This window comes from Rossellomorea marisflavi (assembly GCF_009806575.1).
Lineage (GTDB): Bacteria > Bacillota > Bacilli > Bacillales > Bacillaceae_B > Rossellomorea > Rossellomorea marisflavi_A.
Window position 1 is genome coordinate 23387 of the sequence record NZ_CP047095.1, and the last position, 11614, is coordinate 35000.

At 50.0% G+C, this 11614-nt stretch carries 12 protein-coding genes, 1 tRNA gene, 1 other RNA gene, 3 pseudogenes and 1 other annotated feature (1 of these 18 only partly in view); of the genes and pseudogenes, 10 read left to right on the plus strand and 7 right to left on the minus strand.

The genetic code is table 11. The annotated features are described in order from the left end of the window. Positions 1 to 93, plus strand: a binding site (T-box leader); it begins 116 nt to the left of the window's first position. Between the two features lie 58 nt (positions 94 to 151). Both serS and D5E69_RS00105 read left to right on the plus strand, forming a co-directional pair. Continuing rightward, on the plus strand, positions 152 to 1429 hold the full coding sequence (gene serS / locus D5E69_RS00100; RefSeq protein WP_048013177.1) for a serine--tRNA ligase: 1278 nt from the start codon (positions 152 to 154) through the stop codon (positions 1427 to 1429). Positions 1430 to 1543: 114 nt separating this feature from the next. Further along, positions 1544 to 1636: transfer RNA gene (locus D5E69_RS00105), tRNA-Ser, on the plus strand. A gap of 87 nt (positions 1637 to 1723) precedes the next feature. Here D5E69_RS00105 and D5E69_RS00110 read toward each other — a convergent pair. Next, positions 1724 to 2083 (minus strand): hypothetical protein, encoded by a 360-nt coding sequence (locus D5E69_RS00110; protein ID WP_048007486.1) that lies wholly within the window; start codon positions 2081 to 2083, stop codon positions 1724 to 1726. A gap of 134 nt (positions 2084 to 2217) precedes the next feature. Between D5E69_RS00110 and D5E69_RS00115 the strand changes: the two genes are divergently transcribed. After that, positions 2218 to 2715 (plus strand): DUF1648 domain-containing protein, encoded by a 498-nt coding sequence (locus D5E69_RS00115; RefSeq protein WP_159129076.1) that lies wholly within the window; start codon positions 2218 to 2220, stop codon positions 2713 to 2715. 29 nt (positions 2716 to 2744) lie between these two features. Here the strand turns inward: D5E69_RS00115 and D5E69_RS00120 are convergent, their stop codons facing one another. From D5E69_RS00120 to D5E69_RS00140, 5 genes and pseudogenes are all read right to left on the minus strand, one after another. Next, complete coding sequence (locus D5E69_RS00120; protein ID WP_159129077.1) at positions 2745 to 3215, minus strand: DinB family protein; 471 nt, start codon at positions 3213 to 3215, stop codon at positions 2745 to 2747. 119 nt (positions 3216 to 3334) lie between these two features. Beyond that, complete coding sequence (locus D5E69_RS00125; RefSeq protein ID WP_048007489.1) at positions 3335 to 4003, minus strand: deoxynucleoside kinase; 669 nt, start codon at positions 4001 to 4003, stop codon at positions 3335 to 3337. Beyond that, positions 3987 to 4643, minus strand: coding sequence for a deoxynucleoside kinase (locus D5E69_RS00130; RefSeq protein ID WP_048016328.1), 657 nt, complete (start codon positions 4641 to 4643; stop codon positions 3987 to 3989). Before D5E69_RS00130 ends, D5E69_RS00125 begins: the two co-directional genes overlap by 17 nt. Positions 4644 to 4776: 133 nt before the next feature. Next, a pseudogene (locus D5E69_RS00135) lies at positions 4777 to 6059 on the minus strand (glycosyl hydrolase family 18 protein). A gap of 57 nt (positions 6060 to 6116) precedes the next feature. Continuing rightward, positions 6117 to 6664, minus strand: a pseudogene (locus D5E69_RS00140) (cysteine hydrolase family protein). A 129-nt stretch (positions 6665 to 6793) separates the two neighbouring features. On the opposite strand from D5E69_RS00140, the gene tadA reads away from it, so the two are divergent. The 7 genes and pseudogenes from tadA (at position 6794) to D5E69_RS00175 (ending at position 10988) form a co-directional block, all read left to right on the plus strand. Continuing rightward, the gene (tadA, locus tag D5E69_RS00145) at positions 6794 to 7273 is read left to right on the plus strand and encodes a tRNA adenosine(34) deaminase TadA (RefSeq protein WP_048007492.1); all 480 of its coding nucleotides are present in this window, start codon (positions 6794 to 6796) and stop codon (positions 7271 to 7273) included. Positions 7274 to 7370: 97 nt separating this feature from the next. Further along, positions 7371 to 7635, plus strand: an RNA gene (ffs, locus tag D5E69_RS00150) — signal recognition particle sRNA large type. Between the two features lie 151 nt (positions 7636 to 7786). Next, positions 7787 to 9471, plus strand: a pseudogene (gene dnaX, locus D5E69_RS00155) (DNA polymerase III subunit gamma/tau). Positions 9472 to 9503: 32 nt separating this feature from the next. Continuing rightward, a complete protein-coding gene (locus tag D5E69_RS00160; protein WP_048013172.1) occupies positions 9504 to 9824 on the plus strand; it encodes a YbaB/EbfC family nucleoid-associated protein in 321 nt (106 codons plus the stop codon). A gap of 11 nt (positions 9825 to 9835) precedes the next feature. Continuing rightward, on the plus strand, positions 9836 to 10432 hold the full coding sequence (gene recR, locus D5E69_RS00165) for a recombination mediator RecR (RefSeq protein ID WP_048013171.1): 597 nt from the start codon (positions 9836 to 9838) through the stop codon (positions 10430 to 10432). A gap of 15 nt (positions 10433 to 10447) precedes the next feature. Further along, a complete protein-coding gene (locus tag D5E69_RS00170; RefSeq protein ID WP_048007496.1) occupies positions 10448 to 10666 on the plus strand; it encodes a YaaL family protein in 219 nt (72 codons plus the stop codon). A 58-nt stretch (positions 10667 to 10724) separates the two neighbouring features. Further along, positions 10725 to 10988, plus strand: a complete 264-nt coding sequence (locus D5E69_RS00175; protein WP_048007497.1) for a pro-sigmaK processing inhibitor BofA family protein — start codon at positions 10725 to 10727, stop codon at positions 10986 to 10988. A 40-nt stretch (positions 10989 to 11028) separates the two neighbouring features. Here D5E69_RS00175 and D5E69_RS00180 read toward each other — a convergent pair whose 3' ends face one another. Continuing rightward, positions 11029 to 11514, minus strand: a complete 486-nt coding sequence (locus D5E69_RS00180) for a PaaI family thioesterase (RefSeq protein WP_414811605.1) — start codon at positions 11512 to 11514, stop codon at positions 11029 to 11031. Positions 11515 to 11614 lie beyond the last annotated feature (100 nt).

The following is an 11614-nucleotide window of genomic DNA, read 5'->3' on the forward strand; positions in this document are numbered from 1 at the left end:
TAAGTATTTTCGGTGATTCCGTTACCATCTCTAAGAGGAAGGCAGTCATCTGTCTTCAATTAGGGTGGCAACGCGGAAACCTCCGTCCCTTTTACCAGGGATGGGGGTTTTTTATCGTTTTTGGGAGTGTCATTTTAAAGGAGGAAGAGCTATGTTGGACATTAAGTACTTGAGAAACAATCTGGAAGATGTAAAAGCGCGTCTTCAACACAGGGGAGAAGACCTAGAAGACTTCGGTAAATTCGAAGAGCTTGATAAGCGCAGAAGGGAACTCCTTGTTGAAACCGAAGACCTGAAGAGCAAGAGGAACGACGTTTCCCAACAAATCGCGAAATTGAAAAAAGAAAAGCAGGATGCACAGGACCTCATCGTGGAAATGCGTGAAGTCGGTGCACAGGTCAAGACGCTCGATGATGAATTAAGAGGTGTGGAGGAAGAGCTTGACCGCATCCTTATGGCGATCCCGAATATACCTCATGAGTCTGTGCCGGTGGGAGAAACGGAAGATGACAACGTAGAAGCACGAAAATGGGGAGAGATCAGAGAGTTCAATTTTGAAGCGAAGCCTCACTGGGATGTCGCAACTGGGCTTGATATCCTTGACTTTGAACGGGCTGCCAAAGTAACCGGAAGCCGCTTTGTTTTCTACAAGGGTATGGGTGCGCGTCTCGAACGTGCGTTGATCAACTTCATGATGGACCTTCACATGGATGAGCATGGCTACACGGAAATGCTTCCGCCATACCTCGTGAACCGTGCCAGCATGACGGGTACCGGTCAGCTTCCTAAATTCGAAGAGGATGCATTCCGCATCGAAAGTGAAGATTACTTCCTCGTACCGACGGCTGAGGTTCCCGTGACGAACTACCACCGTGATGAAATCATCAAAGGGGACGATCTTCCACTGAGCTATGTGGCATACAGCGCCAACTTCCGTTCTGAAGCAGGTTCTGCCGGACGCGACACGCGTGGGCTGATCCGCCAGCATCAGTTCAACAAAGTCGAGCTGGTCCGTTTCGTCAAACCAGAGGATTCTTATGATGAGCTCGAGAAACTGACAGGTCATGCAGAGAAGGTGCTTCAGCTCCTAGGTCTTCCTTACCGCGTGCTCTCTATGTGTACAGCGGATCTGGGCTTCACGGCAGCGAAGAAATACGATCTTGAAGTATGGATCCCAAGCTATGGCACGTACCGTGAAATCTCTTCTTGCAGTAACTTTGAAGGATTCCAGGCACGCCGTGCAAACATCCGCTTCAGAAGGGAAACGAATGCGAAGCCTGAACATCTTCACACGCTGAACGGTTCTGGACTTGCCATCGGACGTACCGTGGCGGCGATCCTTGAGAACTATCAGCAGGAAGATGGTACGGTCATCGTTCCTGAAGTGCTTCGTCCATATATGGGCGGCCTAGAAGTCATCAAAGGATAAGGGCAAAAAGGTGCTGCGGCTGCGGAATAAGCAGCTGCAGCACCTTTTTATAAAAAAATGAAAGTTCTTATTGACTCGGGAATTCAGTCATGGTATTATAATTCTTGTCGATACGGAGGAATACCCAAGTCCGGCTGAAGGGATCGGTCTTGAAAACCGACAGGGGTGTCAAAGCCCGCGGGGGTTCGAATCCCCCTTCCTCCTCCATTGATTTTAATATTAACCGATGCGCATAAACATTGGAGATAGAGACTGTTACTTCTTATGAAGTAGCAGTCTTTTTTTTACACTCACTTACTTAAGGTTTTCAATATCCTCCCGTAGGTTCGGGTTATGCTTGCTCTCGAGGATTCCGTTCTCTACGATATGACGCTTTGCTTCCTCGTCTCCAAGCTCGAAGATCTTCCCGTAAATCTGCCTCATGGACTCGTCATAGCGGTCGTCCTCGGGGGAATTATGATACTGACGGAACGGTACCTGTGCACGCCTCATTGTACTCATTGCGTCTGCGTCGTTCTGCTCGAACATGAGCTTGAGCTCTTCCACCTGCTCTGGTGTGGCAAAGATCCTGAAGCTCGGGCTGTGGTTCTGTTCCGCTTCAGGCGTCACGTCCCCGCTATTGATATCAACATAATACGTCATTTTTTCTTCCATCTTCTTCCTCCTTTAATCTAATATCCTTTAGTCTTGTATACCTCCGTACCGTTATCCGTAAACGATTTCTTTTCCATTATTTGAAACCTCGAGAACGTAAAATCGTAAGAAATAGTAAGAAAGGCGGGGTTTGCATGGCTGGAAATCGACCGAAACTTTCAATACCGAAGACAACCAGGGAGAAACTTTGGGATCTGGTGGGTGCCGGCAGTTATGCGGGGATGATCGGTTTGCTCGTCATAACCTGGACGTCGCTTCCTGACCGGGTACCGGCCCACTATAATCTGACGGAAATCACACGTTGGGGATCAAAGTATGAGCTGCTCATCCTCCCGGCGATCGGACTCATGCTGGGATTATCCTTTCACGTGTTGGAGAAGTTCCCGGAGGTTCATAATTACCCGGAAAGGCTGAATGAATCCAATGCAAGGGCGTTCTACCTGAATAGCCGGCAGATGCTGAATGTGATGAAGAATACTTGTGTGCTGGTATTTGCACTGTTGGCATTCGAGACCATTGCGATTGCCATGGGCTGGGTAAAGGGGATGTTCGAATGGTTCCTGCCCGTCGTATTGATCGGGATGATGGCCCCGATTGTGGAAGCCATACTGAAGCGGAGGAAGATCACATGAAAAAAGCCGGTCATATGACCGGCTTCAGATTATCCGTTGACAATGGTGCGTTCTGCCAACAGCTTGATGGCGTGCATCTGTCCGAGATGCTGACTTTCATGGCTGAGGGAGAGGTGGGCAAGTTCGCCGAATGTCTTGAGACCGTGGAACGGCTGTTCAAGGGGCTGTGCGAGATGCTCGTCGGATAGTTCATTGATGCGCACGAGCTGGTCTTGGAGCTGAGAAGAAAGTTCTTCGACTGAAGGGACATCACCGCTCCAGTCTGCCGGCTTCGAGCCGTAGCCGAATAGTTCGGCATAGCGTGCAGGAAGGACGTTTCCTAGGCTGTCAAAACCGAACATGAACTGTTCAGTGACAGTAAGGACATGTCCGATATGCCAGTGGATCGTATTGTTCAATCCTTCCGGCTGCACGTCGATGACGTCTGCCTTCAGGTCTTTGATTTCATTGAGGAGCTGGGCTCTTGTCAGCTGGAACTGACTGTATAGGGATTGATTCATGATGATTTCTCCTTTCGTTTACCGTGTCTACTGTATCAGAAAATCCTTGTGATCAGTAACTGATATGCTTTGAACAACAAAACCGCCTGGAAAGCTCCAGGCGGTTTTAGTATGCCATCTCAGTTCTTCAACATCCGTGTCTGTTCGATGAAGTAGGCGATGCGTTCGATGATCGGTTCAATGGAACCGGCATCCTTCACAAGATCATATTCCCTGATGTCAAGGCGCAGGACCGGACAGGCGTTGAAGTTGTTGATCCAGTTTTCATAGCGTTCGTGCATCTCTTCCCAGTATTCGACCGGCGTTTCCTGCTCCATCGGACGACCGCGCTCTCGGATCCGGTCGATGATATGACCGAGGGATCCCTCCAGGTAGATGAGAAGATCAGGATGCGGGAAGTAAGGCGTCATGACCATGGCGTCGAAGAGACTTGTGTACGTTTCATAGTCGGTATCGCTCATCGTGCCTTTTTCATGATGCATTTTCGCGAAAATGCCCGTGTCTTCATAGATGGAGCGGTCCTGGATGAAGCCGCCCCCGTATTCGAAGATCCTCTTTTGCTCCTTGAAGCGTTCGGCAAGGAAGTACACTTGAAGGTGGAAGCTCCAGCTCTTGAAATCTTTATAGAACTTGTCCAGATAAGGATTCGTGTCGACTTTTTCAAATGACGTCCTGAACCCCAATGCTTCCGCCAGTCCGTTGGTCATCGTGGATTTTCCGACCCCGACGGTTCCTGCGATTGTGATGACGGCATTGTTCGGTATGCCATATTTAGTTCGAAGATTCATGGTGGTGGACTCCTTCTTTAAGTGTCGTCTCAAGCTGCTTCAGGATAAGCTCCAAGTCATCCTGCCGCTGGACGAAATCGATCTCATCGCCGTTAAAGCGAAGGACAGGGATATCGGGATGCTTTTCCTCGAATGCTTCCATATATTCATCATAATCCAGTGACAGCTGTTTCAAGTAGAGCGGGCTGATCTTCTTCTCGAAGTCCCGTCCGCGTTTCTCGATCCTGCTGAGTAGTGTATCGAGACCGGCGTTCAAGTAAATGATCACATTCGGTCTCGGCATATCTGCCGTCAGGATGTCATAGATCTTTAAGTACTTATCAAATTGCTGCGCGTCCTTCAATGTACGCTTCGCAAACACAATATTCTTCAGGATATGGTAATCGGCCACAACGGATTTCTCCTGTGACAGGTAATGCTTTTCGATATCTTCAAGCTGTTTATATCGATTGCATAAGAAAAACATCTCCGTTTGAAAGCTCCACTCCTCGATATCATCATAAAACTTGTCCAGGAATGGATTTTCGTCGACGATCTCCCGGAGCAGATGGAATTGAAAATGCTCGGATATCGCCTTGGCAAGAGAGGTCTTTCCTACACCAATCGGACCTTCGACGGTTATGAACGGAATCGGCCCCATTACGTGTGTCCTCCTCAAAATATGACGGTATTTTTCGACAGGATTTATTGTATCATAATCGCCTGAAGGTGTGTTCAGCTTATTTTGCATAAACTTTTCCAGAAAAAAAGCGGGTGCCCTCGGGCACCCGTCCTTATCGCTTGGTGATGTCGAACCGATCGCTAAGAAGGAGCCAGTTTTGCGGGAAGGAAAGGCCCAGCTTCCAGTAGCTCATCCCCCTGAGCTTCAATTCTTTCAGCAGATCGAATTTCGCATTGATGCTCCTTGCATCTTCAAACCAGACTTCATGATCGGTGCCGTCGGATGCTTTGTATTTAAAGAAAGGGGCCTGGGCTTTTTCATCATATTGGATCCTGACGTTATTCTGTGAGGCAAGCTGGATCGCCTGCTGGGGACTGAGTGCTTTGGCTGTGGTTCCCGGCTTGAACGGAAGGGTCCAATCATATCCGTACAGGTTTTGCCCCATGAGTATCTTGCTGGAAGGCATTTCCGAAACAGCATATTCAAGTACATCCCTCACCGGGCCGATGGGGGATACCGCCATGGCCGGACCGCCGCTGTAGCCCCACTCATACGTCATGATGACGACGAAATCAACGATTTCCCCCTGGGTTTTGTAATCATGGGCTTCATACCATTTCCCTTTCTGGTCGGCACTCGTCTTCGGGGCGAGTGCCGTGGAGAGAAGCCAGCCTTCTTGATTGAAACGCGCCTTTGCTTTTCTGAGGAACTGGTTATAGGCATCCCGGTCCTGAGGACGAAGGTATTCAAAGTCGAAATGGATATCCCGGAATCCATATTTCTTGGCGGTCTTGACGACGTTATCCAGGAAGGTATTCTGGATGGCCTGGTCATTCAGGAGGATTCGCCCGAGCTCATCACTGAAGGCACCTTCTTCCTGGTTGGTTATGGCCATCATCATGACGTTGTTATTATTCTTGCCGGTCTGGATCAGATTCCCGAGGGGAGGCTCCTTCAGCGTACCGTCCCTTTGGGCCTGGAAGCTGAAAGGAGCAAGATAGGTCAGGTAAGGGGCAGCCTCCTTTGCACTTTCCTCAAGATTCGGTGCGACTTCTTTTCCGTAGGGCTCTACATACGCATTGAATTCTCCCTTGGTCTTGGGCGGGGTGGGATATAGAGACGATACCCGACCTGTAGCTGTTGATTCGGGGTGATGCCGTTCGCTTTGGCAATCTCCTGATAGGGAATGCCGGTTTTCTGAGAGACCAGCCATAAGCTGTCCCTGGGTTGTATATAATAGAAACTCCCGATGATCGGGATGACCAGAGCCTGACCGACGACAAGATTATTCGGATTCGGCAGCTCATTGGCCTCCACGATATCTTTAACGGTTGTACCGTAAGCCTGGGCGATGCCAGACAGGGATTGATTCGGCTGTACGACATGGATCTGCATGCTTTCCCCTCCCATTTATATATCCGCTATAGGGATTCTATGAGGGGAGGGAGGAAGTTATGATGAGCCAAGTAGATTTTCTGTAGGGGCAACGGTGGCTTTTAGGACGTTCTCCATCATCGTGAGGGCATAGCGATTATCTTCTTCGCTCACCGAGGCGATGGCATCAGATGGGACGATCAGCTTGAATTCCCTCATATAGGCATCATTTGCCGTGAACAGGACACAGATGTTGCCTGCAATGCCGGTAAGGATCAGTGTTTTGACCGAAAGCTGATGGAGCAAGGTATTCAGGGCGGTCCCGTAGAAGGCGGAATGCTTCGGTTTAATGAGGAAATAATCATCGTCCCCCGGTTTCAGGGGCGTCATGATGTCATCGCTTCTCTCGTTATGGCATGTTTGATAGATCTTATGGTAATCGGCCTTCCACAGCTTATAGTGGTCATTGATGTAGATGACCGGGACCCCCGATCCCTGCAGTGAGTACGGATCTTCAATAGAGGGGGTACGATGGTCCGCGTATGGGCGGCAAGGGTCTCGCCGTATGTGAAGTCGAAGGGATTCAGTACGTCGATGATCAGGAGGGCGGTGTCATTTGTATTCATTTCATCATCACCTTTCTTCTTTAGTCTGTATGAATGGAAGGATTTTATGAGCACCGGTGGACATACCCTTTCCATACCCGCTAGATATTTAGTACAATGAAGCCATTACGTGATCAGGAGCATGCGATTATGACAAGAGACGAACGGTTTATGATAGAAGCCCTCAAAGAAGCGGAAAAAGCGGCTGCGATCCAAGAGGTGCCCATCGGTGCGGTGGTGGTCCTTGGAGACGAGATCATCGGGAGGGGCCATAATCTGCGGGAGACGACACAGAACGCCGTCACACATGCAGAAATGCTCGCCATCCAGGAAGCGTGCGAGCATATGGGGACATGGAGGTTGGAAGGAGCGGAGCTTTATGTGACATTGGAGCCCTGTCCGATGTGTTCGGGAGCCATCATCCTCTCCAGGGTGGAAAAGGTGATCTATGGAGCGAAGGATCCGAAGGCGGGCTGTGCCGGAACCCTCATGAACCTGCTCGATGACGAACGGTTCAATCATCAATGTGTGGTGGTGCCGGGTGTGATGGAAAAGGAGTGCGGAGGAATGCTTTCTGCTTTCTTCAGGGATTTAAGGGCAAGGAAGAAAGCGGAGAAGAAATTCAAATAATTTACATCACCCATCCGTTGCTTTTTACCTTGAATGCTAGTATACTTAATCTTGCGTCGCTCTTTTGCGCCGCAACTGAATAGTGGTATCAATTTTGCCGTGCTAGGTGGGAAGGTAGCGGTGTCCTGTACTCGCAATCCGCTCTAGCGAGACTGAATTCCTTTCTGAGGCTTGCACTCTGTAGGGTCTGCCTTAAGCAAGTGGTGTCGACGTCTGGGTCCTGCGCAATGGAAATCCATGAACCATGTCAGGTCCGGAAGGAAGCAGCATTAAGTGGAAGCTTCCATGTGCCGCGGGGCTGCCTGGGCTGAGCTAACTACTTAAGTAACGCCTATGGATGCTCGTCGACGAAAGGTGCACGGCAGTTATTTACATATACAACAACTCATCCCGGAACGGATGGGTTTTTTGTTTATGAAGGCCCGGATGCTTTTTGGTCCGGGATTCCTTTGTAAAACCATTTCAAACTCGTTATAATAGACAGGATAGAATATACATAAGAGGGGGAGTATCTTGGCATATCAAGCATTATATCGTGTGTGGCGGCCGCAATCGTTCATCGATGTCGTCGGGCAGCAGCATGTGACGAAAACGTTGCAGAATGCTCTCCTTCAACAGAAGATCTCCCATGCCTACCTCTTCTCCGGACCGCGTGGAACAGGAAAGACGAGTGCTGCCAAGATTCTGGCAAAAGCCGTCAACTGTGAACGATCTCCCGTAGCGGAGCCTTGCAATGAATGCGATGCCTGCAAAGGGATCACCGATGGATCCATCCCCGATGTGATCGAAATCGATGCCGCGTCCAATAATGGCGTGGAAGAAATCAGGGATATCCGCGACAAGGTGAAGTATTCACCGAACGTCGTCGACTATAAAGTATATATCATCGATGAAGTCCACATGCTGTCGATCGGTGCCTTCAACGCCCTGTTGAAAACGCTGGAGGAACCACCGAAGCATGTCATCTTTATCCTGGCCACCACCGAGCCCCACAAAATCCCGCTGACGATCATTTCGAGATGTCAGCGCTTCGACTTCAGAAGGATTACGGCAAAGGATATCGTGGGCAGGATGAGCCATATCGCCACGGAGTCCGGTGTCCAGTATGAAGAGAACGCCATGAACATCATCGCGCGCGCAGCGGAAGGCGGTATGCGTGATGCCCTGAGTCTCCTCGATCAGGCCATTTCCTTCAGTCAGGATCAGGTGACGGTCGATGACGCCCTCACGGTGACGGGTGCCGTCTCTCAGGATTACCTGAACCGCCTCGGCAGGGCCATCATGGAGAGGGATGTCGCGACGGCCCTCGGTGCCCTTGAGGAACTTCTTTTCCAAGGGAAGGATCCGGCCCGCTTCGCAGAAGACTTCATCCTGTACTTCCGGGATATGCTCCTTCACCAAACGGCCCCGAACCTTGAGGAATCACTCGAGCGGGTGATGCTCGACGAGGAATTCAAGGAGCTAGCCGGACAGATCGAGCCGCATCAGATCTATCAGTATATCGACGTGCTGAATCAGGCGGGGCAGGAGATGAAATTCACCAACCATGCCCGGATCTATCTGGAAGTCTCCATTGTGAAGCTCTGTCAGATGGATGCGCCCAAGGCGTCGGGATCTCCCGAAGTCGAAGAGATGATGAAGAAGATCGGCAAGTTGGAAAGAGAACTGGAACAGCTTAAGCAAAACGGTGTTGCGATCCAAGGGGAAGCAAGTGCCCCTCAAGCGGCCAAGAAACCGGTCAGGGCCAAAAAAGGGTTCCGTGTTCCTGCAGGACAGATCCAGGAAGTGCTGAAGTCAGCCACCAAAGAAGACCTGAACAAGATCAAGAGCCGGTGGGGGATATGGTCGAAACCCTCAATCAGCGTCAGATGCGCTCTCAGTCCGCCCTTCTCAATGATGCGGAACCGGTGGCGGCAACAAGCGGCTCGTTTGTGTTAAAATTCAAGTATGATATCCACTGTCAGATGGCCATGGAGAACCATGCATTCACCTCTGCCATTTCTTCGATCCTTGAAGAATTGACCGGAAGCAGCTATGCAGCCATAGGAGTGCCGGAAGACCAGTGGACGGCCATCCGGGAAGATTTCATCCGTCACTCGAAATCAAGTGATCAGGAAGGTCCCGACAAAGAAGAAGACAGCCTGCTGACCGAAGCGGAAAAATTGGTCGGCCCCGATTTAATGGAAGTCAATGATTGAGTCATCCAAAACATTTTATGGAGGTAATGAACATGCGTGGAATGGGTAATATGCAAAATATGATGAAGCAAATGCAAAAAATGCAGAAGAAGATGGCCGAAGCACAGGAAGAACTCGGTGAAAAGCAAATCGAAGGAACAGCAGGCGGCGGTATGGTCACTGTCATCGTTTCAGGGCACAAACAGGTCCTTGACGTAAAAATCAACGAAGAAGTCGTAGATCCGGAAGATATCGATATGCTGCAAGATCTAGTTCTTGCTGCGACGAACGACGCCCTTAAAAAGGCAGAAGAATTAACGAACTCCACGATGGGTCAATTCACAAAAGGAATGAACCTGCCGGGCATGTTCTAGGAGGCTAACCGATGCACTATCCTGAGCCTATATCAAAGCTGATCGACAGCTTTATGAAATTGCCGGGGATCGGGCCGAAAACTGCGGCCCGTCTGGCTTTTTTTGTTCTTAGTATGAAGGAGGACACCGTACTCGATTTTGCGAAAGCACTCGTAAACGCGAAGCGGAACCTCAGCTACTGCTCCGTCTGCGGTCATATCACCGACCAGGATCCCTGCTATATCTGTGAGGACCAGCGGAGGGACAGGAGCATCCTATGTGTCGTGCAGGATCCGAAGGACGTCATCGCCATGGAGAAGATGAGAGAGTACAACGGCCTTTATCATGTGCTTCACGGTGCCATTTCCCCAATGGACGGGATCGGACCGGAAGACATCAATGTGCCGGACCTGATCAAACGTCTTCAAGACGATGTCATCCAGGAGGTCATCCTTGCCACGAATCCCAACATCGAAGGGGAAGCGACGGCCATGTACATCTCCAGGCTCGTCAAACCTTCAGGTATCCGCATTACCCGGATCGCACACGGACTCCCGGTCGGTGGAGATCTGGAGTATGCGGATGAAGTCACCCTATCCAAAGCCCTCGAGGGAAGAAGAGACGTCTAGAAGGAGTGGAGCCCATTGTTTTTCAGAAAGAAGGGTAAGCTGAAAAAAGAGTATGACCAATCCTTGTTGAACGTTTTGGATGAAATGAAGGATCAGTGGAATCGACAGCAGTCCATCGACGAAATGAGCGTCGACTACAGCCTTGGCGCCCAATGTCATACGAAAATTGCAGAAGCGAAATATTTTTTTCTGTTCAGGGAAGCGAAACATCGAAACATCGTCATAAAAAGGTAGACAACCTTCATATCCTTTCTATAACAGGACGAATCGTTCTTTAGAAAGGAGATAAGGTATGAGCCCTGTCATCGTCATTGCAGCCATCAGTGGATTGATCATCCTCCTGCTTGCCACGGGAGTTCCGATCAAGCCGCTGCGATTTGTGGGACAAGTCGCCATTAAAGTGATGATCGGCGCATTGTTTCTGTTTTTCTTGAATGCGTTCGGCAGTAAATACGGCATCCACGTCCCGATCAACCTTGCCACCTCTTCCATCTCAGGTATCCTTGGGATTCCAGGAGTCGTAGGGCTGACGGTCATTCAGATGTGGGTCTTATAAGAAAAGCCGCCTGCTCCGAATGGAGCAGGCGGCTTTTTGATTATCCACCGAATGACGCAGGCATGACGACGGCAATCACTTCCCCTTTGGCACAAAGCTTGCCGTCAGCGAATACTTCTGTTTCCACCCTGAATTTCTTAGGGTGGATTTCATGTACGGTCCCGACCGCCTTTAACGGAATGTCCTGAGGCGTCGGCTTCATGAAATCAACAGACAAAGAAGCCGTCACGAAACGAGGAGGAGCGGTCCCGTCCCCGATCGTCCCTCCGTTCTTCTGATGCAGGGCGATAGCAGCAGATCCCGTCCCATGGCAATCGATGAGGGAGGCGATCACCCCTCCATACACAAAACCGGGTATCGCCGTGTGTTTTCGTTCAGGCGTATACACCGTAACCGTCTTCTCTCCCTCCACACCGGTCCTGAACTTATGGCCTTCTTCATTCAGGTGCCCGCAACCGTAGCACCACGCAAAATCTTCCGCGTACTCATCCTGTATGGCATGTACTTGTTCATCCATCTCTTCCATCCCCTTTCTCCACACACATTCGAGAAAGGAAGACTGTTCCCTGCCGCCTTTAAATAGTTTAAATATTCAGTTAAATAGAAGGGGGTTTGTGATATACTGA